The 22,748-nt window shown below is 69.8% G+C and carries 25 protein-coding genes; 12 read left to right on the top strand and 13 right to left on the bottom strand.

Features of this window, described 5'->3' with window-relative positions:
- Positions 1 to 286 precede the first annotated feature (286 nt).
- Genes ABZW60_RS12290 through ABZW60_RS12280 form a run of 3 tightly spaced genes read right to left on the bottom strand, consistent with a single transcriptional unit; the run spans position 287 to position 3,394 of the window.
- A complete protein-coding gene (locus ABZW60_RS12290; protein WP_355476066.1) occupies positions 287 to 1,585 on the bottom strand; it encodes an extracellular solute-binding protein in 1,299 nt (432 codons plus the stop codon).
- An 8-nt stretch (positions 1,586 to 1,593) separates the two neighbouring features.
- Positions 1,594 to 2,481 carry a carbohydrate ABC transporter permease gene (locus ABZW60_RS12285; protein ID WP_355476064.1) on the bottom strand — a complete coding sequence of 296 codons (888 nt, stop codon included), beginning with the start codon at positions 2,479 to 2,481 and terminating at the stop codon, positions 1,594 to 1,596.
- 10 nt (positions 2,482 to 2,491) lie between these two features.
- Positions 2,492 to 3,394 (bottom strand): sugar ABC transporter permease, encoded by a 903-nt coding sequence (locus tag ABZW60_RS12280; protein ID WP_355476062.1) that lies wholly within the window; start codon positions 3,392 to 3,394, stop codon positions 2,492 to 2,494.
- 135 nt (positions 3,395 to 3,529) lie between these two features.
- On the opposite strand from ABZW60_RS12280, the gene ABZW60_RS12275 reads away from it, so the two are divergent.
- Both ABZW60_RS12275 and ABZW60_RS12270 read left to right on the top strand, forming a co-directional pair.
- Positions 3,530 to 4,576, top strand: a complete 1,047-nt coding sequence (locus tag ABZW60_RS12275) for a LacI family DNA-binding transcriptional regulator (protein WP_355476060.1) — start codon at positions 3,530 to 3,532, stop codon at positions 4,574 to 4,576.
- Positions 4,577 to 4,605: 29 nt separating this feature from the next.
- Positions 4,606 to 5,328, top strand: coding sequence for a hypothetical protein (locus ABZW60_RS12270; protein ID WP_355476058.1), 723 nt, complete (start codon positions 4,606 to 4,608; stop codon positions 5,326 to 5,328).
- A 40-nt stretch (positions 5,329 to 5,368) separates the two neighbouring features.
- Here ABZW60_RS12270 and ABZW60_RS12265 read toward each other — a convergent pair whose 3' ends face one another.
- Positions 5,369 to 6,061: a CHAP domain-containing protein gene (locus ABZW60_RS12265; RefSeq protein WP_355476056.1), complete on the bottom strand. Its 693-nt coding sequence runs from the start codon at positions 6,059 to 6,061 to the stop codon at positions 5,369 to 5,371.
- A gap of 92 nt (positions 6,062 to 6,153) precedes the next feature.
- Complete coding sequence (locus tag ABZW60_RS12260) at positions 6,154 to 6,603, bottom strand: CHAP domain-containing protein (protein WP_355476055.1); 450 nt, start codon at positions 6,601 to 6,603, stop codon at positions 6,154 to 6,156.
- A 184-nt stretch (positions 6,604 to 6,787) separates the two neighbouring features.
- Between ABZW60_RS12260 and ABZW60_RS12255 the strand changes: the two genes are divergently transcribed.
- On the top strand, positions 6,788 to 7,447 hold the full coding sequence (locus tag ABZW60_RS12255; protein WP_355476053.1) for an NBR1-Ig-like domain-containing protein: 660 nt from the start codon (positions 6,788 to 6,790) through the stop codon (positions 7,445 to 7,447).
- A gap of 63 nt (positions 7,448 to 7,510) precedes the next feature.
- Here the strand turns inward: ABZW60_RS12255 and ABZW60_RS12250 are convergent, their stop codons facing one another.
- Complete coding sequence (locus ABZW60_RS12250; RefSeq protein WP_355476051.1) at positions 7,511 to 8,443, bottom strand: type IV toxin-antitoxin system AbiEi family antitoxin domain-containing protein; 933 nt, start codon at positions 8,441 to 8,443, stop codon at positions 7,511 to 7,513.
- A 145-nt stretch (positions 8,444 to 8,588) separates the two neighbouring features.
- Complete coding sequence (locus tag ABZW60_RS12245) at positions 8,589 to 9,086, bottom strand: MarR family transcriptional regulator (RefSeq protein ID WP_355476049.1); 498 nt, start codon at positions 9,084 to 9,086, stop codon at positions 8,589 to 8,591.
- 91 nt (positions 9,087 to 9,177) lie between these two features.
- On the opposite strand from ABZW60_RS12245, the gene ABZW60_RS12240 reads away from it, so the two are divergent.
- The 6 genes from ABZW60_RS12240 (at position 9,178) to ABZW60_RS12215 (ending at position 15,072) form a co-directional block, all read left to right on the top strand.
- Positions 9,178 to 10,101, top strand: a complete 924-nt coding sequence (locus tag ABZW60_RS12240; RefSeq protein WP_355476047.1) for an ABC transporter ATP-binding protein — start codon at positions 9,178 to 9,180, stop codon at positions 10,099 to 10,101.
- On the top strand, positions 10,098 to 11,696 hold the full coding sequence (locus ABZW60_RS12235) for an ABC transporter permease (RefSeq protein ID WP_355476045.1): 1,599 nt from the start codon (positions 10,098 to 10,100) through the stop codon (positions 11,694 to 11,696). The genes ABZW60_RS12240 and ABZW60_RS12235 overlap by 4 nt, the downstream gene beginning before the upstream one ends.
- An 83-nt stretch (positions 11,697 to 11,779) precedes the next feature.
- Positions 11,780 to 12,160 (top strand): PPOX class F420-dependent oxidoreductase, encoded by a 381-nt coding sequence (locus ABZW60_RS12230; RefSeq protein ID WP_355476043.1) that lies wholly within the window; start codon positions 11,780 to 11,782, stop codon positions 12,158 to 12,160.
- Positions 12,150 to 13,541 carry a precorrin-6y C5,15-methyltransferase (decarboxylating) subunit CbiE gene (gene cbiE, locus ABZW60_RS12225; RefSeq protein WP_355476041.1) on the top strand — a complete coding sequence of 464 codons (1,392 nt, stop codon included), beginning with the start codon at positions 12,150 to 12,152 and terminating at the stop codon, positions 13,539 to 13,541. The genes ABZW60_RS12230 and cbiE overlap by 11 nt, the downstream gene beginning before the upstream one ends.
- On the top strand, positions 13,538 to 14,278 hold the full coding sequence (cobM, locus tag ABZW60_RS12220; RefSeq protein ID WP_355476040.1) for a precorrin-4 C(11)-methyltransferase: 741 nt from the start codon (positions 13,538 to 13,540) through the stop codon (positions 14,276 to 14,278). Before cbiE ends, cobM begins: the two co-directional genes overlap by 4 nt.
- Complete coding sequence (locus tag ABZW60_RS12215; protein WP_355476038.1) at positions 14,275 to 15,072, top strand: cobalt-precorrin-6A reductase; 798 nt, start codon at positions 14,275 to 14,277, stop codon at positions 15,070 to 15,072. Before cobM ends, ABZW60_RS12215 begins: the two co-directional genes overlap by 4 nt.
- Here ABZW60_RS12215 and ABZW60_RS12210 read toward each other — a convergent pair.
- Complete coding sequence (locus ABZW60_RS12210) at positions 15,033 to 15,773, bottom strand: TetR/AcrR family transcriptional regulator (RefSeq protein WP_355476036.1); 741 nt, start codon at positions 15,771 to 15,773, stop codon at positions 15,033 to 15,035. The two genes, ABZW60_RS12215 and ABZW60_RS12210, sit on opposite strands and share 40 nt — an antisense overlap.
- 77 nt (positions 15,774 to 15,850) lie before the next feature.
- Between ABZW60_RS12210 and ABZW60_RS12205 the strand changes: the two genes are divergently transcribed.
- Positions 15,851 to 16,699 carry an NAD(P)H-binding protein gene (locus ABZW60_RS12205; protein ID WP_355476034.1) on the top strand — a complete coding sequence of 283 codons (849 nt, stop codon included), beginning with the start codon at positions 15,851 to 15,853 and terminating at the stop codon, positions 16,697 to 16,699.
- A 64-nt stretch (positions 16,700 to 16,763) separates the two neighbouring features.
- Positions 16,764 to 17,429, top strand: coding sequence for a ribulose-phosphate 3-epimerase (gene rpe / locus ABZW60_RS12200; protein WP_355476032.1), 666 nt, complete (start codon positions 16,764 to 16,766; stop codon positions 17,427 to 17,429).
- Here rpe and ABZW60_RS12195 read toward each other — a convergent pair.
- Complete coding sequence (locus tag ABZW60_RS12195) at positions 17,394 to 18,614, bottom strand: MFS transporter (RefSeq protein ID WP_355476030.1); 1,221 nt, start codon at positions 18,612 to 18,614, stop codon at positions 17,394 to 17,396. The two genes, rpe and ABZW60_RS12195, sit on opposite strands and share 36 nt — an antisense overlap.
- Before the next feature lie 42 nt (positions 18,615 to 18,656).
- Here ABZW60_RS12195 and ABZW60_RS12190 point away from each other — a divergent pair, with 42 nt between their 5' ends.
- Positions 18,657 to 19,448: an HAD-IIA family hydrolase gene (locus ABZW60_RS12190; protein WP_355476028.1), complete on the top strand. Its 792-nt coding sequence runs from the start codon at positions 18,657 to 18,659 to the stop codon at positions 19,446 to 19,448.
- On the opposite strand, the gene ABZW60_RS12185 is transcribed toward ABZW60_RS12190, so the two are convergent.
- The 4 genes from ABZW60_RS12185 to ABZW60_RS12170 all read right to left on the bottom strand — a co-directional run bounded on the left by ABZW60_RS12185 (position 19,445) and on the right by ABZW60_RS12170 (position 22,670).
- Entirely contained in the window at positions 19,445 to 20,182 is a 738-nt protein-coding gene (locus ABZW60_RS12185; protein WP_355476026.1) for a polysaccharide deacetylase family protein, read from the bottom strand. The two genes, ABZW60_RS12190 and ABZW60_RS12185, sit on opposite strands and share 4 nt — an antisense overlap.
- A gap of 181 nt (positions 20,183 to 20,363) precedes the next feature.
- Positions 20,364 to 21,101, bottom strand: coding sequence for an amino acid ABC transporter ATP-binding protein (locus ABZW60_RS12180; protein ID WP_355476024.1), 738 nt, complete (start codon positions 21,099 to 21,101; stop codon positions 20,364 to 20,366).
- A complete protein-coding gene (locus tag ABZW60_RS12175) occupies positions 21,088 to 21,852 on the bottom strand; it encodes an amino acid ABC transporter permease (protein ID WP_355476022.1) in 765 nt (254 codons plus the stop codon). Before ABZW60_RS12175 ends, ABZW60_RS12180 begins: the two co-directional genes overlap by 14 nt.
- Positions 21,852 to 22,670 (bottom strand): ABC transporter substrate-binding protein, encoded by an 819-nt coding sequence (locus ABZW60_RS12170; protein ID WP_355476020.1) that lies wholly within the window; start codon positions 22,668 to 22,670, stop codon positions 21,852 to 21,854. The genes ABZW60_RS12175 and ABZW60_RS12170 overlap by 1 nt, the downstream gene beginning before the upstream one ends.
- Between the last annotated feature and the right edge of the window lie 78 nt (positions 22,671 to 22,748).

Genomic DNA, 22,748 nt, shown 5'->3' with positions numbered 1-22,748 from the left:
CTTGGCGGGTTCACCTTCGCCGTTGCCCCTTCACCCGTGGTGTACCGAGAGGCGAAGGGACAACCTGCGGGGTGAACCCATGGAGCGCAGACGCCGCGCGGCGGTGGCGTTCATCGCAGGGTGGCGGGGACGTGAAACAGCGGGCTGAGACCTGTAATACCAGGTCCCCAACCACCACATCCGGTCCCAGGTCACCACGACCAGCTCCAGAGCGCCGCAGGGGTTCCCCACCCGAACCTGGGTGGGGAACCCCTCATGTCGTAGGTCAGCGGCTACTGCGGTCGGGTCAGCTGCCTTGTTTGATCAATCCGTTGATCTTGTCGATGTAGGCGGGGAGGTCGGTGATCGGCTTCTTGCCGCTCAGGATGGGCTGGTAGTTGGCGGTGGTCAGGTCGCCGACCTGCTGGGCCCACTGGGTGGTGAAGCGGACGCCGACCGTCTTCTCCGCCGCCAGGTCGGCCTTGACCGTGTCGACGACCGTGGTCTGCTGCGCCTTCGTCAGCGCGTCGAAGTAGCTGGTCTGCGCCGGGGTGTACGCCGGTGGCGCGACCGGCGAGGCCGGCAGGACGGCGTCCCACACCTTGGTGTTCAGGTACTCGAGCACCTTGAACGTCGCGTCCTGGTCCTTGGTGTACTGCGGCGTGCAGATCCCGACCGAGTCGTACAGCGTGGTCGGCGTCTGCACCTGCGGGAACGGCGCGAAGCCGTACTTGATCTTCGGCTTGTCGGTCTGGAACCCGGCCGCCAGCCACTGCCCGCCGAACGTCATCGGGATCTTGCCGGCCGCGAACAGCGACTGCACGTTCGCCGCGTCGTACCCGGGCGGCGCGACCGACCCGTTCTTGATCGCGGCGGTCAGCTTCTCGACGCCTTCCTTGTACTTGTCGTCGGCCTCGGCCTTGGTCGGGTGGTTCACGTTGTCGGTGAACGGCGCGCCGCTGGCCGACACGGAGTACATGCTCATCGTGAACGGGCCGTCCGGACCGGTCAGCTGGTCGGCGATCAGGCCGTACTTCGCGCCGTTCTTGTTGGCCAGCTTCGCGGCCGCGGCGTACATCTCGTCCCACGTCCAGCCGGCCTTCGGCACCGGCAGCCCGGCGGCGGTGAACGCGTCGGCGTTGTACCAGACGCCGTAGGTGTTCATCAGCGACGGCAGCCCGCCCATCTGGCCGTCGGCGGTCTTCCAGTTCTCGATCGCGGACGGCACGAACTTGTCCGCCTTGAAGTCGCCGTCGCCGTTCTGGACCTTGTCGGCCCAGTCCACCAGCAGGCCCTGCGACGTGTACTGCTGCTCGGTGTCGTTACCGCACCAGAACAGGTCCGGCAGCTTCTTCGCCTGGGTCAGCGACGCCAGCTTGTCGCCGTACTGACCGCTCGGGGTGTCGAGCAGCTGGACCGTGATGTTGTCGTCCTTGAAGTCCGCCAGCGCCTTCTTGATCGCGGCGTTCGTCTCGGCCGACTCCCATGTCATCACGGTCACGGTCACCGGGCCGTCGCTCGACCCGCCGGAGTCCGACCCGCTGCAGGCCGTTGCCGCGAGCAACCCCGCGCACGCCAGCGCGGCTACGCCGATTGTCCTCTTCACGCCAATCCTCATTTCTGGTTCGTGCTGCCGAGAGCGCCGAGGCCCTGGATGAAATAACGCTGCGCGGCGAAGAAAATGATCAGCGGCGGCAGCATGTACAGCAGGTTGGTGGCCATGTAGTAGCTCCAGTCCGGCGTCTTCCCGGCGAACGGGGAGATGAACGACGCCATCCCGACCGACAACGGCCATTTGCCGGACGAGTACAGGTAGACCAGCGGGTTCAGGTAGTCGTTCCAGGACGCCTGGAACGCGAGGATCGCCATCGTCAGCCAGGCCGGCCGGGTCAACGGCAGCATCACGCTGACGAAGATCCGCAGGTGGCCGGCGCCGTCGATCTTGGCCGCCTCGTCGATCGAGTACGGGATGGCCAGGAAGTACTGCCGGGCCAGGAAGATGAACAACGGGTTCCCGCCGAGGAACGCGGGCACGATCAGCGGCAGCCAGGTGTCGTACCAGCCGATGCTCTTGTACAGCTGGAACAACGGGATCAGGCCGACCACGCCCGGTAGCAGCATGCTGCCGACGAACAGGTAGAACCACGTCTTGCGGCCCGGGAACCGCAACCTGGCCAGCGCGTAGCCCGCCATCATCGCGGTCATCACGCCGCCCAGCACGCTGAGCGCGGTGATGACCAGCGAGTTGAGGAACAGCCGCGGGAAGTGGATCGCCTGCGGCCCCTTGACGAAGTTGCTCCACTGGAACTCGTGCGGGAGCAGCCGCGGCGGGATGTCGAACACCGCGGTCCGGCTCTTCAGTCCGATCGTGATCATCCACAGCAGCGGCACGATCATCACCGCGCAGATGAACAACGCGACCACGTACCAGGCCGTCGTACCGACGAGACGCGGCTTCTTCTTCGCGGGACCGGGAGCGACGGCGTGGTCGGTCACCGGCACCGGGGGAGCTTCAGTCGGGAGTGTTGTCACTGTACGTCCAGAGCGAGGAGAACTTCGCGGTCAGGGCGATCACGGCGATGATGATCACGAACAGCACCCACACCTGCGCCGAGGCGTAGCCGAGCTGCGGGATCTTGCCCAGGGTCGGGAAGCCGTTGTTGTAGATCCCGAGCATCAGCACGTTGGTGCTGAACCCCGGTCCGCCGCCGGTGAGGATCTTCGGCTGGTTGAACGTCTGCAGTGCCGCGGTGGTCTGCAGGATCACCTGTAGCAGCATGATCGGGCTGATCACCGGGAGCGTGATCCGGAGGAACACCGACCACGGCCCGGCGCCGTCGACCTTGGCGGCCTCGTACAGCTCGGTCGGCACCGCCTGCAGCGCGGCCAGGAAGATGATCATCGTCCCGCCGACGCCCCACAGCATCACCAGCACCACGGACGGCATCGCCATCTTCGGGCTCTGCAGCCACAGGCTCGTGGGCAGGCCGAGCCGGTCGAGGATCGTGTTCAGCAGCCCGACCTGCGGGTCGAGCATGAACTTCCACAGCGTGATCGTCGCGACGGCCGGCAGTACCACCGGCAGGTACGCCAGCGTGCGGACCACCCGCACCCCGGCGAACCGCTGGTTCAGGAACATCGCCAGCGCCAGGCCGAGGACCAGCGACAACGGGACATAGAGCAACACCAGATAGCCGGTCGCCCGCAGCGCCGGCCAGAACGCCGGGTCGGTCGTGAACAACCGGCGGAAGTTGCCCAGGCCAACGAAGACCGGGTCGGTCAACCCGTTGTACTTCGTCAGCGCGAGATAGAACGATCGGATCAGCGGATACCCCACGAAGACCAAGAACCCGATCACCGCGGGTGCGATGAACAGGTACGCGGCCTTCACGTCGGAGCCGGCGTTCCGGCTCATGCCACCCCTGCTGCTGCGCCTTCGGGTGGTTGATCCGCCTGGAGCGACAGAATTCATCCGGCCTCCTGGACGGTAACGTTTCCAACGTTTTACTGTTGGGTGACGATGCCGTGTCGCGAAAAGGAAGTCAACCCCGTGTCCGAAACGTTTCCAAGCCAGCCGGAGGCACCCCGGCCGACGATGATCGACGTCGCCCGGCGGGCCGGCGTCGGCCTCGGCACGGTGTCGCGTGTGGTCAACGGCGGGCACGGCGTCCGCGACGAGACCGCGCAGCGGGTCCGGGCGGCGATCGACGAGCTCGGGTTCCAGCGCAACGAGGTGGCCCGGGCGCTCCGGCCGGGCAAGAAGTCGACCTCGCTCGCCCTGGTGCTGGGCGACCTGACCAACCCGTTCTACGCCAGCATCGCGAAGGCCTCGCTCGAGGTCGCCGGGCAGTCCGGTTTCGCGGTCGTGCTCGGCAGTGTGGACGAGGATCCGGAAGGGGAGAAGCGGGCCATCCAGGAGCTGGTCAGCCGGCAGGTCGCCGGGCTGATGATCGTGCCCGACCAGGGCGACCACGCGTTCCTGCAGGGCGCCGGCGTCCCGGTGGTGTTCGTCGACCGCCCGGCGACCGGGATCGACGCGGACATCGTGATGGTCGACAACGAGGGCGGCGGCCGGCTGGCCACCGAGCACCTGCTGCAGCAGGGCCACGAGCGGATCGCGATCCTGCTCGCGCCGTCGTACTACACGATCGGGCGCCGGCTGCGCGGTTTCCGCCGGGCGCACCGGGCGGCGGGGATCGACGTCGACGAGTCGCTCGTCATCCAGTTGCCCGAGGGCAACGCGGAGGCCGCGGAGAAGGCGACCCGCGAGGTGATGCTGCGGCCCGATCCGCCGACCGCGATCTTCGCGTCGACGAACTTCCTCGCCGAAGGTGTGCTGCGCGCCCTCGGCGAGCTCGGGGAGGAGCCCGCGGTGGTCGGGTTCGACGACTTCCGGCTGGCCGACATGCTGCCGACGCCGGTCACGGTGGTTGCCTCCGACATCGCCGAGCTCGGTCGCAGCGCCGCGCGGTTGCTGCTCGACCGCGCGTCGGGCGCGGACACCCGGCCGCCGCAGCGGATCGTGCTGCCGTGCGCATTGATCGAGCGCGGGTCGGGGGAGCGGCCGCCTTCTGCTGCCAACAGAAAAGCTCGATGAGGCGCCGCCGTCCTGGCTAGGGTCGCGGCGTGTACTACGAGAGCTTCGGTGCCGGCCGGCCGATCTTCTTCCTGCCCAGCTGGGGCGGCGACGCCGGTGAGGGCCGCGCCATCCACGAGCCGATCTTCGAGGCCCGTCCGGGCTGGCGCCGGATCTACGTCGACCCGCCCGGCACCGGCCGATCCCCGGCCGACCCGGCCGTCACCGACCAGGACGGCATGCTGTCGGCCCTCGCGGACCTGATCGAGGAGTTGGCCGCCGGCCAACAGTTCGCCCTCGCCGGTACGTCGGCCGGCGGCCTGCACGCCCGCGGCGTCGTGAAGCGCGACCCGTCCCGCGTCCTGGGATTGTTGCTCCGGGCACCCGGCATCGTCATCGACCGGTCCCGCCGCACCTTGCCGACGGACGAGCATCTGGACCCGTCTACGGCTCGCGAGCGTCAGCACGGCTACTACGACGCGGCCGAGGCGTCGGCGGACCTCGCCTTTCTAGGCCGGATCCAGCGCGACGTCTCGACGTACGGTCTGCGGCACGACCCGGCGGTCCGCTTCGAGCGGCCGACGCTGATCGTGACGGGCCGGCAGGACACCACGGCCGGGTACGCCGACGCGTGGTCGATCCTCGACGACTATCCGCGCGCGACGTTCGCCGTCCTGGACCAGGAGGACCATTTCCTGCCAGGCCCCGGTGCGGCGCTGTACCGCGCACTGGTCGGGAACTGGCTGGACAGGGTCGAGCACCCGGACGCGTGAGGGGCGGAACGCGCGTCCGGGTGCTCGTGTGCGGGGTGGATCAGAAGTTCGGCCAGGCCCAGCCGAGGTAGTTGGAGAAGTACGGCAGCGCGCGCGTGCCGATCGCGCCGCTGACACTGGTGGCCCAGAACGTGCCGTCACCCTTGGCGACGCCGACGTGGCCGTAGGCGCTGATGTTCCAGAAGACCAGCGCGCCCTTCGGCGGGTTCAGGTCGCCGCGGTGCGCGGCGCCGCGGGCGACGGCGTCGTTCCAGTCGGCGATCGCCGAGGCCCAGATGCCGGTCTTCCCGTACGAGTTCTCGGCGGCCATCTCGCAGTACCCCTGGAAGGCGGTCGAGCCGTTGCGGGCGGCGTACCAGGCGACGGCCTTGTCGGCACGCGGGTTGTTCGTGCACAACGGCGCGACCAGGCCGCTGCTGCCGGTGTTGACGTAGGCGTCGGTGATGAAACCCTTGCCGGGGACGTGGTCCCAGATCAGGCTGCGGCCGAACTTGCCGGTCACCGGCTCGCCGTAGATCTGGCAGTCGATCTCGACCGGGCCGTCCGGCTGAGTGCCGACCGAGCCGAAGCTGGTCGCGTTGCCGGACCGGATCGCGACGCCGGTGTTGCTGTCGGTGTCGACGGTTCCGGTCGCGGCGCTGGCCGGGAGGGCGCCGGCGCCGACGAGGGCGGCGCCGCTGAGAAGGGTGACTGCGGTGAGGCGGGCGGTGATGCGCATGAGGGCGGTACGCATGGTGGTTTCCCTTCTGGAGTTGTTCTCGCAGGGAACCAAAAAGTGAGGGTGTTGTCGCAGTGGGCAACGAGGCGGGGCGGCGCCTCGGGCCGTCAGAAGTTCGGCTGCGCCCAGCCGAGGTAGTTGGAGAAGTACGGCAGCGCGCGCTTGCCGATCGCGCCGCTGACGCTGGTGGCCCAGAAGTTGCCGTCGCCGGTGGCCAGCCCGACGTGGCCGTAGGAGCTGATGTTCCAGAACACCAGGGCGCCCTTCGGCGGGTTCAGGTCACCGCGGTGCGCGGCGCCCCGGCGTACGGCGTCGTTCCAGTTCGCGATCGCCGACGCGTAGACACCGGTCCTGCCGTACGAGTTCTCGACGGCCTTCTCGCAGTAGCCCTGGTACGCGGTGGAGCCGTTCCGGGCGGCGAACCAGGCGATCGCGTCATCGGCCCGCGACTGCGGCGAGACGACGGTGCTGGTGGCGGGCGCGGCCGCCGAGGGGAGAACGGCGCCCGTGAGGGACACGATGGCGAGTGTGGCGGTGGCGATCAGACGCTTGAGCATGGTGATTCCCTTTCGCTCTGAACTGCCTGTTGGCTTGGATAAGTGCTTGTTTGTGAAGACAATCAGAGCGTGATCGGATTGTCGCAGTGGGCAACGGAACTGAATCACTGCGATTTGGTACTTTATGTAGATAAGTGACGGCGAGAGCGGAGAGTGCGCCGTGCGCCCAGCCCAGGCTCGGTACGTGATCGGAGCGCGCATGCGCGAGCTGCGCGAGGCCGCCGGGATGCCGTTGACCCGGGCCGCCGCCGAGTCCGGCTGGGACAAGGGCCACCTGTCCCGGGTCGAGCGCGGGCACACCAAGCCGAGCCGCGAGCTGATCGAGTGGTACGACGACTCGTTCGGGGCGAACCAGGCGCTGGTCAACCAGCTGATGGAGCTCGACGCCGCCGTCCGGGCCGGGCGGGACATGTCGCAGCGGGACATGCGCCGCCACGTGCAGCCGGTGCTGCTCGGCGGATCCGTGCCGATCGACCACCACCCCGACGACCGGGCGGAGCTGGTGGGGGAGACCGTGCCGGACGGCACCCAGGTGTGCCGGGAGCAGGTCTTCGAGAAGACGTGGATGATCCGCAACAGCGGTGAACGCCCGTGGCGCGACCGCTGGCTCACCCGCCAGGGCGCCGCCGGCACCCCCGGCTGGCTCCGCTCCCCGAACCGCGCCCCGGTCCCCGACGCCGAGCCGGGCGACATCGTCACGGTCGCGATGACGCTCCAGGCACCCTGCCAGGTCGGCGCCTCCACGGCGTACTTCAAACTCACCGACGAGGCCGGCCGCCTCTACTACCCCGGCCTGGAGTCCCCACCGCTCTACTGCACGATCTTCACGGTCTACGAGTTGTGACCTGAGACGGGACGCGGGAACCGGGGCCCTGTCATAGCAGGGCTCTGGTAGCCACGAGGGGGCTCATGTTGCACCTGGCGCCAGGCTGCGGAGGTGATCGGCGGTGGCGCGCGGGTGATCGAGATCGGTCCAGCCGACCCGCGCCACCCGGTACCCGAGTGCGCGGAGCCGGTCCTCCCGCCACTTCTCGGCGACGACAGTCGCGCCGCCGGCGCCGTACTTGACCGCGCCGTCGAACTCGACGATCAGGTTGCCGAACAGCAGGAAGTCCACGCGGGCGATCAGCCGGCCGCTCCGGTCGCGGATCTCCACCTGAAGCCTCGGTGCGGGCAGCCCCTCGTTCGACATCAGGACGCGCAGGCGTGACTCGCCGACCGACTCGCTGAGTCCGTCGGCGAACAGGGCTGCGGCCCGGGCCCTGGGTGAGCCGGGCCAGTGCTTGTGCCGTTCCGCCGCCGCGATCAGTTCGGCCGGCGCGACCAGTCGGCGATGGAGCGCGGAGTCGGCCAGTACGACACCGACCTCGTACGACGAGGTGGATGCCGTCTCCGCGACCGTTCGCTCCGGGGTAGTGACCCGGACGCGGGAGATCTCCATGATTTCGTCCGCCTCGATCGGTGAACGGTGCACCACCGTGATGCCATCAGAGCGCGTCCGCGACGCCGGTCGGGTGATGTGAACCTTGCTGAGGTCCAGTCCCCAGGTGGGTAGACCGTGCAGAACTGCGGCGGACTGGTGGCTGATGACGGCGCCTGGTCCCATTCGGCTGATGACGGCGTGAACGGACAAGAGATGCAGACGGCGCGCCCGCTCCCACGGCTGCTCGTGAGCGGGCCAGTCAGCTGGGTCGACGTACATGTCCCGGGACAGCCGCAGCCACTGCCCTTGCCGGACGCGCAACCGCAGTTCGCCCGCCGTGTAGCTGGCTCGCTGCGCGTCCGCCCGCGAGAACCACCCGCCGCGCTCGGCGGCCAATACCTTCAACTTGGGATTCATACCCCGGAACATGCAGCTGTTCGCACCCACCCGGGCCGGCCAATCCCCAGCCTGTGGATACTCGCCAGTTGCAACCTGAGACCGGAAATGGCCGCCTGGGCCCTGTAATAACAGGTCCCAGGTTGCCGCTTCAGGTCCCCGCAGCTCACTTGCGGGTGTCGTACTCCGCGTCGAGTTCGGCCTTGCGCTTGATCCAGCGTTCGCTGAGGCCCTTGACCTCGTCGCCGATGAAGTCGATGAAGCCCAGCGAGATCCGGATCCGGTGGTGGGCGTCGGTGCCGTCGCCGGAGGCGTCGAGGACCTTGCGCAGCGAGTCGGACCAGCGGATCAGCGAGGCGTTCTCGGTCATCATCGTCTGGTACCAGGCGTCGTCCTGGACGACGTAGACGTCGCGGCGGCTGCCGGGCTCGCGCTCGCGGGTCGCCAGGCGCAGCTGCAGCAGGTAGTTGACCGCACCGGAGACGGCGGCGGGGCTCGCCTGCAGCTGGTCGGACAGCTCGGCGGCCGTCATCCGTCCGGTCTCGCTGGACAGGATCGCGGCGAACACCCGGGCGGCCATCCGCGGCCAGCCCGTCTCGGCGAGCAGGTTGCCGAACTGCTCGGTGTACCGCCTGACGGCGTCGTCGTCTCGATGTGCGCTCACGGGCCCATCATCTCCTCCCCGGACAGCCTGACGTGTCAGAAACGCGTTAGGAAGATTCACAAACTTCTGAATGAAGTGTACGTTATGAATCATGACATCAGCCATCGTGGTCTCTGGACTGCACAAGTCGTACGGGAGTACGCACGCCCTCGACGGTCTCGACCTGGAGGTCGCGACCGGTGAGGTGCACGGCTTCCTCGGGCCGAACGGCGCCGGGAAGTCCACCACCATCCGCGTCCTGCTCGGGCTGCTCCGCGGTGATGCCGGCGATGTCTCGCTGCTCGGCGGGGACCCGTGGCACGACGCCGCGAAGCTGCACCGGCGGCTGGCGTACGTGCCCGGCGACGTGAACCTGTGGCCGAACCTGACCGGCGGCGAGGTGATCGACCTGCTCGGCCGGCTCCGTGGCGGGCTGGACGAGAAGAAGCGCGACGAGCTGCTGCGCCGGTTCGACCTCGACCCGACCAAGAAGGGCCGGACGTACTCCAAGGGCAACCGGCAGAAGGTGGCCCTGGTGGCCGCGCTCGCCTCGGATGTGGAGCTGCTGATCCTGGACGAGCCGACCTCCGGCCTGGACCCGCTGATGGAGGAGGTGTTCCGGCAGTGCATCGAGGAGGAGCGCCAGCGCGACCGCACCGTGCTGCTGTCGAGCCACATCCTGTCCGAGGTGGAGGCGCTCTGCGACCGGGTCAGCATCATCCGCCGCGGCAAGGTGGTCGAGACCGGCACGCTGTCGGACCTGCGCCACCTGACACGTACGTCGATCCAGGCCGAGCTGACCGGATCGCCGAACGGATTGGCCCAGCTGCCCGGCGTCCATGATCTCGACATCGAGGGCAACCGGGTGCGATGCGAGGTGGACACCGCCAAGCTCGACGCGGTGATGCGGCAGCTGTCCGCGAGCGGCATCAAGAGCCTGGTGGCGCAGCCGCCGACGCTGGAGGAGCTGTTCCTGCGGCACTACGAGGACGACGTCGACGAACCCCTGTCGGATCACGGGGCGGCTGTGCGATGAACGACTTTGTCGGTACTGGGACACTGGTACGGCTCGCGCTGCGCCGGGACCGGATCCTGATCCCGATCTGGATCGTCGTCTTCGTGATGTCGGCGGCCGGGTCGGCCAAGGCGTCCATCGACCTGTACTCCGACCAGAACGCGCTGGTCGAGGCGGCCCGTACGTCGAACGCGTCGCCGGCGCTGGTGTCGCTGTACGGGCGGATCTTCGACGAGTCGTCGCTCGGCGAGGTCTCGCTGTTCAAGCTCACCGCGTTCGGGGCGCTCCTGGTCGGGTTGCTCGGCGGCATGCTCGTCGTACGGCACAGCCGGAGCGAGGAGGAGTCCGGGCGGCTGGAGCTGCTGAGCGCCGGCGTCCTCGGTCGGTACGCCGCCCTGGCGGCCGCGCTGATCGTGTCCGGGGCGACCGTCGTCGTCCTCGGCCTGTTGACCGCGCTCTCGCTGATGGGGAGCGGACTGGACGCGAAGGGCTCGTTCGCCTTCGGACTGATGTGGGCGGCGGCCGGGCTGGCGTTCGCTGGTGTCGGTGCGGTGACGGCACAGGTCACGGAGAGCGCGCGGGCGGCGAACGGGCTGACAGCGATCGTGCTCGGGGTGTCCTACGTGCTGCGCGCGATCGGCGACTCGTCGGCCGACGGCAGTACGCAGTGGGTCTCGTGGTTGTCGCCGATCGGGTGGTCCCAGCAGGTCCGTGCGTACGCCGGCGACCGGTGGGCCGTGCTGCTGCTCCCACTTGTGTTCCTCGCGCTGCTGACCGCAGCGGCGACCGCCCTGATCAGACGACGCGACCTTGGCGCCGGTCTGGTCCGGCCGCGTCCCGGTCCGCCGCGGGCTGCCGCGTCGTTGCGCTCGCCGCTCGCTCTGGCCTGGCGTCTGCACCGGAGCTCGTTGTTCGCCTGGGGTTTCGCGTTCCTGCTGCTCGGCCTGCTGGTCGGCAACATCGCCAGCAACGTCGACGGGTTCGTCACCAGTGACAGCGCGAAGGAGATGGTGCAGAAGCTCGGTGGTGTGGAGGGCATCACCGATGCGTTCCTGGCGACCGAGCTGGGGATCATGGGACTGCTGGCATCGGCGTTCGGGATCCAGGCGGCGCTCCGGCTCAGGTCGGAGGAGACTGCTCTGCGGGCCGAGCCGCTGCTGGCGACCGGTGTGACCCGGGCGCGGTGGCTGGGGAGTCATGTGCTGATGGCGCTGTTCGGGACCGCTGTGCTGATCCTCGTGGCCGGTCTGGGGTCCGGCATCTCCAGTGGCGCCTCGCTCGGCAACATGGGGCGTCAGGTGCCACGCATGCTCGCCGGGGCCGCCGTACAGCTGCCGGCGATCTGGCTGGTGACCGGGCTCGTCGTCGTCCTCTTCGGGGTCGCGCCCAAACTGGTGACCGGCGGCTGGGCGCTGTACGGCCTGTTCCTGCTGATCGGGCAGTTCGGCGAGGTGTTCAACCTGCCGCAGTGGATGATCGACCTCAGCCCGTACGGCCACACGCCGCGGCTGCCCGGCGGTGAGTTCTCCGTCACGCCGGTCCTGTGGCTGACCGCGATCGCCGCCGCGCTCATGGCCGCCGGCTTCGTCACGTTCCGTCGCCGCGACATCGGCTGAATCCGGATCGCGCTGGTCTGAGGGGTCCAGCGCCCGCGGGCCCGCCCGGCACATCGCCGGGCGGGCCTGTTTACGATCGCTGCGTGTTCAGTGAGCGGCTGGTGGAGTTCTGGAGTGAGCGGCACCTGTGTGTGCTGGCTACGGCGCGCGCGGACGGGACCGTGCACGCGACGCCGGTCGGCGCGACGCTGGACGTCGAGGCCGGGCTGGTGCGGGTGATCTGCTCCGGTACGTCGTACAAGGCGCGCGCGATCCGGCGGCTCGGGGAGGCGGCGGTCGCGGTGACGCAGGTCGACGGCCGGCACTGGAGCACGATCGAGGGCCGCGCCGTGGTCAGCGACGACCCGGCCCGCGTGCGCGAGGCCGAACAGCGCTACGCCAAGCGCTACAAGGAGCCGCGCGTGAACCCGCAACGCGTCGTCATCGAAATCACCATCGCCAAGGTCCTCGGCAATGCCGGCTGACCCGATCACCGTCGTAGGCATCAGCCCCGCCGGCTGGCGAAACTTGTCGTCCCGGGCCCAGGAAGCGCTCCAGTCCGCCGAGGTCATCCTCGGCAGCCCCCGCCAACTCGCCCTCCTCCCAACACCCCACCCCACCCCGCCCCCCACCCACCCCCCGGCGGCGCCTTCCACGCCGCCCGCGGCGGCGCCTTCCACGCCGCCCGCGGCGGCGCCTTCCACGCCGCCTCCGGTGGTGCCTTCCACGCCTGCGGGGCCGGTCTCCGCCTCCGGCCCGCCAGCGGCCCCCTCACGCTCGTCCGCCCTCGACCCGTCCGGATCCCTCGGCGCGGAGCGTGTCGCCTGGGGTTCTCCGTTGTCCGAGGCTTTGCCTCGGTTGCTGGAGGAGTATCGGGGGCGGCGGATCTGTGTGCTTGCCAGCGGGGATCCGACGTTTCACGGGATCGGCACGACGCTGGTGCGGTTGCTGGGGGCCGATGCCGTGCGGGTGATTCCGCAGCCGTCGAGTGTCTCGCTGGCGTGTGCGCGGCTCGGCTGGGCGCAGGATCAGGTGCAGGTGGTCAGCCTGGTGAGCAACCCGGTCGAGCGCCTGCACCCGCATCTCCAGCCCGGTCGGCAGGTCGTGATCCTCAGCCGTGGCGCGCAGACGCCGGCCGAGGTGGCCGCCCTGCTGGTCTCCCGCGGCTACGGCGCCAGCGAGTTCACTGTCCTCGAACAGCTCAGCGGCCCGGCCGAACGCGTCCGTACGACGACCGCGGCCGACTGGTCCGACGACGTCGACCCGCTCAACGTGATCGCCGTCCGATGCGCGCCCGACGCGCCCGTCCTGTCGACGTCGCCAGGCCTGCCCGACGACGCGTACGAGAACGACGGCCAGCTCACCAAGCGCGAAGTCCGCGCCGTCACCCTGTCCCGCCTCGCGCCGGTCCCAGGACAACTGCTGTGGGACATCGGCGGCGGAGCCGGCAGCATCGCGATCGAGTGGTCGCGGCACCACCCGTCCTGCCGCGCGATCGCCGTCGAACGCGACCCCGACCGGGCGAAGCGCCTCGAGCGGAACGCGGCCGCGCTCGGCGCCGCGGTCGACGTGGTGGAAGGCGCTGCTCCGGCGGTGCTCGACGGTCTCGAGCCGCCGGACGCGATCTTCATCGGCGGCGGAGCGACGGCCGCGGGCATGTTCGACGCCTGCTGGAACGCGCTCAGACCCGGCGGCCGCCTGGTCGCCAACGGCGTCACGCTGGAGACCGAGTCCCTGATCGCCCAGTGGTACAAGGCCGTCGGCGGCGACCTCGTCCGCCTCGACGTGCAGCGCGCCTCCGCCGTCGGCACCATGACCGGCTGGCGCCCCGCCATGCCGGTGACCATCTGGAGCGTGACCAAGTGACGGTTCACTTCATCGGCGCCGGCCCCGGCGCCGCCGATCTCATCACGGTCCGCGGGCGCGACCTGATCGCCTCGTCGCCGGTCTGCCTGTACGCCGGTGCGCTCGTCCCGGTCGAGCTGCTCGAGCACTGCCCGCCCGGCGCCCGCAAGGTCGACACCGCGAACCTGACCCTCGACGAGATCGTCGCCGAACTCGCCACCGCGCACGCGGCCGGCCGCGACGTCGCCCGGCTGCACTCCGGCGACCCGTCCGTCTTCAGCGCGATGGCCGAACAGATGCGCCGCCTCGACACCCTCGAGATCCCGTACGACGTGACACCCGGCGTTCCGGCGTACGCCGCGGCCGCCGCCACCCTCGGGCGTGAGCTGACCGTCCCCGAGGTCGGGCAGACCGTCGTACTCACGCGGATCGGCGGCAGCGCCAGCGCGATGCCGTCCGGTGAGGATCTGGCGACGCTGGGCGCGAGCAGGGCGACGATCGTCCTCCATCTCGCGGTCCAGCAGATCGATCGGGTGGTCGGGGAACTCGTACCGAACTACGGCGCGGACTGCCCGGTCGCGGTCGTCGCGCGGGCCTCCCGGGACGACGAGGTGGTTCTCCGCGGGACGCTCGCGGACATCGCGGACCAGGTGAAGTCGGCCGGCGTCCGTCGTACCGCGGTCATCATCGCCGGAAAGGTGCTGTCGGCAACGGCCTTCCGGGACAGTCACTTGTACTCGGCCGATCGGACCCGATGAAGGTCCTGCTGCTCGGCGGCACTGGAGAGGCCCGCGAACTCGCAGCCGCCCTCAACGGCGCCGAGCTCGACGGTCTCGGCCGCGCCGGTGCGGGGCGTGCCGGTGTCGCGGGTGCCGGTGTCCAGGTTGTGTCGTCGCTGGCCGGGCGGACCTCCGATGCGCGGCTGCCGGCCGGCGAGGTCCGCGTCGGCGGGTTCGGCGGGGTGGACGGGCTTGTGGACTGGCTGCGGGAGCATCCGGTCGACGCGGTGGTCGACGCGACGCATCCGTTCGCGGCGAGCATCACCGCGAACGCGCTCGCGGCGACACACCTGGTCGGCGTACCACTGCTGGTACTGCGCCGCCCCGGATGGACGCCGGCGCCCGACGACACCTGGCACTGGGCCGACTCGACGTCCGCGGCCGCCGACCTGCTGCCCCGGCTCGGCACGCGCGCCTTCCTCACGATCGGGCGCCAGGGCCTCGACGCCTTCGCGAAGACCGGCCTGTGGACGCTCGCGCGCTGCGTCGACCCGCCCGCACCGCGCCCGGCCTGGTGCGAACTGATCCTCGCCCGCGGACCCTTCACGCTCGCCGACGAGCAGACGATCCTCCGCGACCACCGCATCGACGTACTGGTCACCAAGGACAGCGGCGGCCCGGCCACCGCCGCGAAACTCACCGCGGCCCGTCAGCACGGCATCCCCGTGCTCGTCATCCGCCGGCCACCACTGCCCGTCGGCCCCGAGGTCGTCGAGACGGTCGGCGAGGCGGTTCAGTGGGTGATCCGCGCCAGCCATTCGCCGAGTACGTGACGCTCCCCGTCGGTTAGCATCCCGAGCTCCGGCAGGTGAGCTCGCAGGGCGTTCGCGGCGGTCGTCGGGCCGGCGTTCCGGGTGCCGCCCGGCGCCGTGGTGTCCGGCGTCGTGATCGCGGCGACGACCGCGTCGAACATCGCGTCCGGGAGGCGAGGATCCCGCCGGTCCTCCGGGACCGCGAGCAGCGCGAGTACGGCGCCTGAGCCGGCTGCCTGGACCAGTTCGGCGGCCAGGTTCTCGTCGACGCGCAGGCGTCCGGCGGTCGCGATGTTGCGGATCCGGGTGCGTAGGATCGCCAGCCCTGCCTCGGCGGCCGCAGGGCGTTTCCCCGGTTGCGTGTCGGCGTACATCAGCAGGAAGAGCGCCGGGTTCGCCAGTCCGAAGCCGATGTGCAGCTCCCACCCCGCGCGCAGGTCCGCGATCGGGTCCGCCGCCGGATCGAGCGGCGGCTTGTCCGCGAGGTACGTGCTGAAGCCGTACTCGAGCACGGCCGCGAGCAGCCCGTCCTTGTCGCCGAACAGCCGGTAGATCGTCGGCGCCTGCGTCCCGGCCGCGGCCGCGACCGCCCGGGTGGACACCGCGTCGCGCCCGCCGGCCGCGAGCAGCCCCGCGGCGACCTCGACGATCTGCCCCCGCATCCGGTCGCGCCCACTCACACCGTCGGCGGTCGGCGTCTCGTCCGCCTGCAGCTCCTCCACGCGCCAACCGTAACGGCTCAGCTGGATGTTTCCAATGATAACGTTGCTCCGTATTCACTGATAACAAGGAGTTGCGCATGATCATCGTCACCGGAGCCACCGGCCGGCTCGGCCGTGCGGTCGTCGACCGCCTCGCCGACCGCGTCCCCACCGACCAGCTCGCCGTCAGCGTGCGGGATCCACAGAAGGCAGCGGACCTCGGCGGTCGTGGAATTCGGGTACGGCGCGGGGACTTCGACGACCCGGACTCGCTCGCGACCGCGTTCGAAGGTGCCGCGCAGGTACTGATCGTCTCCGGCGCGGTCGATCCCGAGCCGCACCACAAGGCCGCCGAGACGGCCAGGGCGGCCGGCGCCGAGCGCGTCCTCTACACCAGCCACCAGGCCGCGAATCCGGACTCGCTGTTCAGCGCGACCCGCGGCCACGCCGCGACCGAGCAGTACCTGGCCGCCTCCGGCGAACCGTTCACGGCCCTGCGCAACGGGTTCTACGCGAGCACGCCGGCGTACATGCTCCGGTCCGCGCTGGAAACGGGCGAGCTCGTCCTTCCAGAAGACGGCCCGTTCTCCTGGACCGCGCACCGAGATCTGGCGGACGCGGCCGCGATCGCGCTCACCGAGCCCGGCCGTCTGGACGGCATCACCGCGCCGCTGACCGGGCAGGAGCTGTTCGACTACACCGACATCGCCGCGATGGCGTCAGGCCTCGTCGGCCGGAAGATCACCCGCGTCACGGTGCCGGACGAGGAGTGGAAGCAGGCCGCGCTCGGCCGCGGGCTGCCGGAGTTCGTGGTCGACCTGACGCTGGGCATCTTCGCGGCCGCCCGCCGCGGAGAGTTCGCCGTCGTCGACCCCACGCTGCCGGAGCTCCTGGGCCGCCCGGCGACGACGCTCCGCGAGGTCCTCGCCGCCGAGCTCGGCGGGTGAGGTCCGCCACCTCACGGGCTCACCGCCTGGCGGTGAGCCCACGGGCGGTCGCTACATTGACGCCATGGGGATTCAGATCGCGCCGAGCATCCTGTCCGCCGACTTCGCGCGGCTGTCCTACGAGGCGGCCGCGGTGTCGAACGCCGACTGGCTGCATGTCGACGTGATGGACAACCACTTCGTGCCGAACCTGACCCTCGGGATGCCGGTGGTCGAGTCACTGGCCAAGGCGACCGACATGCCGCTCGACTGCCACCTGATGATCGAGGACCCGGACCGCTGGGCACCGGGGTACGTCGAGGCGGGCGCGTCGAGCGTCACCTTCCACGTCGAGGCCTGCCGGGCGCCGATCCGGACCGCCCGGGAGATCCGGGCCAAGGGCGCGCGGGCCGCGATGGCGCTGCGGCCGGCCACCCCGATCGAGCCGTACGAGGACCTGCTGTCCGAGCTCGACATGATCCTGATCATGACCGTCGAGCCCGGCTTCGGCGGGCAGAAGTTCCTCGACGTCTGCGTGCCGAAGATCCGCCGCACCCGGCAGTTGCTCGACAAGCACGGCCTCGACCTGTGGATCGAGATCGACGGCGGCGTCTCGGTCGAGACCATCGAGCGCTGCGCCGAGGCCGGCGCCGACGTGTTCGTGGCCGGCTCGGCCGTCTACGCCGCCGACGACCCGAACGCGATGGTCGAGCAGCTACGCGGTCTCGCCGAGCAGTCCTCCGGTCGATAGATCGGCTTCGGCGGGCGCTGCCTCGGGCGGCACCCGCAGCAGCAACACGGTGGAGATCGCCGAGAGTACGGCGGCCAGCAGCCACACGTACCGCACGCCGAAGCCCTCGATCACCGCACCCGCCACGGCGGACCCGATCGCCGCACCGCCCATCGCCGCGCTGCCCATCCAGCCGAACACCTCGGTCCGGGCCACGTCGGGCGTCAACGCACCCAGCCGCTCGTACAGCGCGCCGATCGCCGGCGCCAGCGTCAGCCCCGACACCGTCAACGCGATCCCGAGCGACACCGGCGACCAGGTCGCGAACACGCACAGCAGCATGCCCGCCCCGACGAGCGCGGCCCGCCGCCACAGGTACGACGTCCGCCGGCCCGGCAACGCGCCCGCGACGGCACCGCCGACCAGGCTGCCGAACGCCCAGACGGCCTCGAAGATACCGGCGATCAACCGCTGCCCGTGATCGTCGGCGAACGCGACGATCGCCAGCGAGATCCCGTTGAACGACATGATCCACAGCCCGAACGCGAGGATCAGCGGCAACCGGTGCCGATGCCACAGCAGCTGCCGCGCGGTCAACGGCACCGCGGCATGATCGTCGTGGGGGAGCGGGCCCGGTTGTCGCAGCGCATACCACCAGATGAAGAGCGCCGACATCGCTGCCGCGAGCAGGACGCCGAGTCGCGGGCTCGCCACGCTCACCGCGGTCGCGCCGAGCATCGGCCCCACCATGAACAAGAGCTCCTGCGCGGTCGCGTCCACGGCGTACGCCGTCCGGAGCGCCGGGCCGTGCACCACGCGGGGCCAGGCCGCGCGCAACGTCTGCATCACCGGTGGGACGAGGGCTCCCGCGATGATGGTGAGCACAGGCAGCAACCGATACAGCCCGGCGGGTAGCAGCGCGATCGCGAACAGCGCGACGCTCCACGACAGCCCGGTGATCAGCAGCACGCCTCGGGCGCCGCGACGGTCGGCCGCGCGGGACCACAGCGGACCGGCGATCGCCATACCGATCGAGTACGCGCCCGCGACGACACCTGCCCAGCGGAACGAGCCGCTCGCGTCCTTGGCCAGGAACGCCACCGGAACCATCGTCGCGAGCACGGGCAGGCGCGCGAGCAGCGACGACAACAGCAACGCCGTCACGCCGTGCGTTCGCCACAACTCCCGGTAGCCGCCCAAGTCCATGCCTTCATCCTGAACGCCGCCACCGACAATTACGATGACGCCATGACCGACCCCAAACCGGTGCAGACCTGGCTGACCGACATGGACGGCGTTCTCGTGCACGAGGAGCGCGCCATCCCCGGGGCCAGTGAGTTCATCGGAGCGCTGCAGGCGTCCGGCAAGAAGTTCCTGGTGCTCACCAACAACTCGATCTTCACCCCGCGCGACCTGCGGGCCCGCCTGCTTGCCGCCGGCATCGACATCCCGGAGACGTCGATCTGGACCAGCGCGCTCGCCACCGCGCAGTTCCTGGACGACCAGCGGCCGCACGGGACGGCGTACGTGATCGGTGAGGCCGGGCTGACCACGGCGCTGCACGAGATCGGGTACGTGCTGACCGACCGCGACCCGGACTACGTGGTCCTCGGCGAGACCCGGACGTACTCGTTCGAGGCGATCACCAGGGCGATCCGCCTGATCGCGGAGGGCGCCCGGTTCCTCGCCACCAACCCGGACCCGACCGGCCCGTCACAGGAGGGCCCGCTGCCCGCGACCGGCTCGGTGGCCGCGCTGATCACCCGCGCGACCGGCGTCGCGCCGTACTTCGTCGGCAAGCCGAACCCGCTGATGATGCGCAGCGCGCTGAACCGGATCGAGGGACACTCCGAGACGACCGTGATGATCGGCGACCGGATGGACACCGACATCATCAGCGGTCTGGAGGCGGGCCTGCGCAGCGTACTCGTGCTGTCCGGTTCGACCGGGGAGCACGAGGTCGAGCGCTTCCCGTACCGTCCGACCCGCGTGGTCCAGTCGATCGCCGACGTCGTACCGCTGGTGACCGCGCTGTCCTAGCAGGTCAGGGTGCGGAAGCCGTAGCCCTGCGCCTTCAGGTTCTGAAGGATCACCGGCAGGGCGGCGATGGTCTGCGTGCGGTTGCCGCCGCCGTCGTGCATCAGGATGACCGAGCCGTTGTGCACGTTCTTCAGCACCCGCTGCTCGATCGCCGCGACGCCGGGCCTCGTCCAGTCCCGCGAGTCCACGGTCCACACGACGAGGTCCTTGCCGAGCGCCTTCGCCCGTTGCCGGACGGCCGCGCTGACCCCGCCGTACGGCGGCCGCAGACAGCCCGGCGTACTCCCGGTCTGCGCCTGGATCACCTGGTCCGTCGACGTGATCTGCTGCCGGAACGCGGCCGCGCCGAGGTGCCGGAGGTCGGCGTGCGTCCAGGTGTGGTTCTGCACGCTGTGGCCGGCCGCGTGGATCCGCTTGGTGAGCTCGGGATGCTTCCGGACGTTCTGCCCGACCTCGAAGAACGTCGCCTTGGCGTCGTACTTCGCGAGGATGTCGAGCACCTTCGGGGTGAACTCGGCATCCGGCCCGTCGTCGAACGTCAGGACGACGTATTTCGCCGGCAGCGGCGTCGCCGACGGGGTGGCCGCGGCGGCCGCCGCGGACGGACCGGGCGTGGCCGCGGGCGTGGGTGGTTTGGCCGGTGACTTCGCCGCCGCGACGACAACCGTGCCGATCACCGCGCTCACCAGCATCATCATCGCCAGACCGATGACCCTGTTCCCCGTGCGCGTCAAGCGAACGTCCATTGGCCCCCCAGGGCGGTGGGTGGTTCACATCCTCACTGATGTCACCGAGATCTCAATGACATCTCACTGCACGACCTCACTGCATCTTTGGCGAACCACCGCCGAAAGCCAGCGACCACGCCGCTTCCGCGTCAACGATCTACGGATACCGGACGCGCGACGTGGTTTCTCAGAGCACCTGGGACAGGAACTGGCGCAGTCGGGGCGACTCGGCCGCGGTGAAGATCTGCTCGGGCGCGCCGGACTCGACCACGACGCCCTGGTCCATGAACGCGACCTGGTCGGCGACCTCGCGGGCGAAGCCCATCTCGTGGGTGACCACGACCATCGTCATCCCGGTCGCGGCGAGGTCCGCCATCAGCGCCAGCACACCCTTGACCAGCTCGGGGTCGAGCGCCGACGTGGCCTCGTCGAACAGCATCACCTCGGGCTCCATCGCCAGCGCCCGCGCGATCGCGACCCGCTGCTGCTGCCCGCCGGACAGGTTCCCGGGCCGCGCGTCGGCCTTGTGCGCCAGGCCGACCAGCTCGAGCTGTGCGCGGGCCGCGGTCCGAGCCGCCTCCACGTCGAGCTTCTTCAGCTTGCGCAACGGCAGCGTGATGTTGTCGATCACGCTCTGGTGCGGGAACAGGTTGAAGTGCTGGAACACCATCCCGATCCGGCGCCGCAGGACGTCGGGATCGCCCCGCAGGACGGACTCGCCGCCGAGCTTCACGTCGCCGGCGTCCGGCTCGAGCAGCCGGTTGATCGCCCGCAGCAAGGTCGACTTGCCGGACCCGGACGGGCCGATCACGCACGCGGTCCGCCCGGCCGGTACGACGAGATCGACGCCGCGGAGCACCTTGGTGCTGCCGAAGGCCAGCTCGACGCCGGACACCTCCAGGCTCGTGGCCTCAATGGTTCGCATGCGCGAGCTCCTCCAGCTTGACGTCCTCCGGCCCTGACGGTCCCGTGGGCCGGCCTTCGCGCAGCCGCTTGTCGAAGTGGTTCACCAGGTGCGTCAGCGGCACGGTGATGATCAGGTAGAAGATGCCGGCCAGCAGCAACGGTGAGAGGTTGCCGTTGGTGGCGGCCGCGTCCTGCCCGATCCGGAACAGCTCGCGCTGACTCGCCAGCAGCCCGAGGAAGTAGACCAGGCTGGACTCCTTCACGAGCGCGATGAACTGGTTCACGAGCGCCGGCAGCACCCGCCGGACCCCTTGCGGGATGACGACCAGCCGCATGCCGCTGGTGTAGCTGAAGCCGAGCGCCCGGGCGGCCTCGAGCTGACCCTTCTCCACGCTCTGGATGCCGGAGCGGAAGATCTCGCCGATGTACGCGGCGGCGATCAGTGAGAGCGCCAGGATGCCGAGGGGATACGGGTTCGGGCCCCACCAGTGGCGGGTGATCGGCGACAGGCCCTGGCCGATCAGCAGGATGGTCAGGATCGCCGGCAGGCCGCGGAAGATGTCGGTGTAGATCTTCGCCGGCCAGCGCAGCCACGGCTTCGTGGACAGGGCGAGGACCGCCACGATCATGCCGAGCACGGTGCCCAGCACGACCGAGGCGGCCGCCAGGATGAGGGTGTTGACCAGTCCTACCTTCAGCATCTCGGGTAGCACCGCCTTCATCGACTCCCAGTCGAGGAAGGTGTCACTCAGGGTGGACCAGATGTCCATCAGGCTTTGGGAGCCGTGAACTTGACCGATCCGCTGCCCGGCTTGAAGTTCACCGGGACGGCGCGACCGGGGTAGTACTGCTCGACCAGCTTGGTCCAGGTGCCGTCGGCGATGACCTCGTCGAGCGCCTTGTTCACCGCTTCGCGGAGCTTGTCGTTGTTCTTGGCCACGGCGAAGGCCATCGGCGCGTCGCTGAGCTCCTTCGCGGCCAGGATCACCGTGCCGCCGCCCTGCTCCTTGGCCATCTTCTCGCCGATCTCGGCAGGCGAGACCCAGGCGTCCGCCGTACCGGCCTTGAGCTGGCCGAGCGCGGCGTTGTAGTTCGGCACGCGGACCGGGTTCAGGTTCTTGCTCGTGGCGTAGTCGTCCTGGACGGTGCCCTGCACGACCACGACCCGCTTGCCGCTGAGCTGGTCGAACGTGGTGATCCCGGAGTCCTTGGTGGTGTTCAGGCCGAGGTAGCCAAAGTCATAGCCGTTGCTGAACGCAACGGTCTTCTTACGGGCCTCGGTGATCGTGATCGACGAGCTGCCGAGGTCGAACTGACCGCCGTTCACCTGCGACAGCAGGGCGGAGAAGTCGGTCCCGACGAACTCCGGCTTCAGGTTCAGCTTCGCCGCCACCGCGGTGATCAGGTCGTTGTCGAAGCCGGTGAACTTCCCGTCCTTGACGTACACGTTCGGCGGCGCGTCGGTGAGCGTGCCGATCCGCAGCGTCCCCGCCGTCATCAGGCCCAGATCCTGGCCGCCCGCCGCGGCGTCGTCCCCGTTGCTGCCACAGGCAACCATCGCGCTCGCCAAGGTGATGGCCCCGACCACTGCGACAACCCGCCGAAAAGCGCCGAACGCGCGCACAACTGTCTCCTCACAACGTCAACGAAAGCAGGACGGTTCGCC

The sequence above is a fragment of the Kribbella sp. NPDC003557 genome (assembly GCF_040610805.1).
Taxonomy (GTDB): Bacteria; Actinomycetota; Actinomycetes; order Propionibacteriales; family Kribbellaceae; genus Kribbella.
The sequence above is the reverse complement of the archived record's forward strand: the minus strand, read 5'-3'. Positions and strand labels throughout refer to the sequence as shown.

Bases quoted from the DNA above. Each gene is read 5' to 3' on its own strand.
- ABZW60_RS12280 (WP_355476062.1), bottom strand. From the start codon at position 3,394: ATGAGCCGGAACGCCGGCTCCGACGTGAAGGCCGCGTACCTGTTCATC.
- ABZW60_RS12235 (WP_355476045.1), top strand. From the start codon at position 10,098: ATGAACGACTTTGTCGGTACTGGGACACTGGTACGGCTCGCGCTGCGC.
- ABZW60_RS12190 (WP_355476028.1), top strand. From the start codon at position 18,657: ATGACCGACCCCAAACCGGTGCAGACCTGGCTGACCGACATGGACGGC.
- ABZW60_RS12260 (WP_355476055.1), bottom strand. From the start codon at position 6,603: ATGCTCAAGCGTCTGATCGCCACCGCCACACTCGCCATCGTGTCCCTC.
- ABZW60_RS12180 (WP_355476024.1), bottom strand. From the start codon at position 21,101: ATGCGAACCATTGAGGCCACGAGCCTGGAGGTGTCCGGCGTCGAGCTG.
- cbiE (WP_355476041.1), top strand. From the start codon at position 12,150: ATGCCGGCTGACCCGATCACCGTCGTAGGCATCAGCCCCGCCGGCTGG.
- rpe (WP_355476032.1), top strand. From the start codon at position 16,764: ATGGGGATTCAGATCGCGCCGAGCATCCTGTCCGCCGACTTCGCGCGG.
- ABZW60_RS12250 (WP_355476051.1), bottom strand. From the start codon at position 8,443: ATGAATCCCAAGTTGAAGGTATTGGCCGCCGAGCGCGGCGGGTGGTTC.
- ABZW60_RS12195 (WP_355476030.1), bottom strand. From the start codon at position 18,614: ATGGACTTGGGCGGCTACCGGGAGTTGTGGCGAACGCACGGCGTGACG.
- ABZW60_RS12205 (WP_355476034.1), top strand. From the start codon at position 15,851: ATGATCATCGTCACCGGAGCCACCGGCCGGCTCGGCCGTGCGGTCGTC.
- ABZW60_RS12175 (WP_355476022.1), bottom strand. From the start codon at position 21,852: ATGGACATCTGGTCCACCCTGAGTGACACCTTCCTCGACTGGGAGTCG.
- ABZW60_RS12215 (WP_355476038.1), top strand. From the start codon at position 14,275: ATGAAGGTCCTGCTGCTCGGCGGCACTGGAGAGGCCCGCGAACTCGCA.
- ABZW60_RS12240 (WP_355476047.1), top strand. From the start codon at position 9,178: ATGACATCAGCCATCGTGGTCTCTGGACTGCACAAGTCGTACGGGAGT.
- ABZW60_RS12265 (WP_355476056.1), bottom strand. From the start codon at position 6,061: ATGCGTACCGCCCTCATGCGCATCACCGCCCGCCTCACCGCAGTCACC.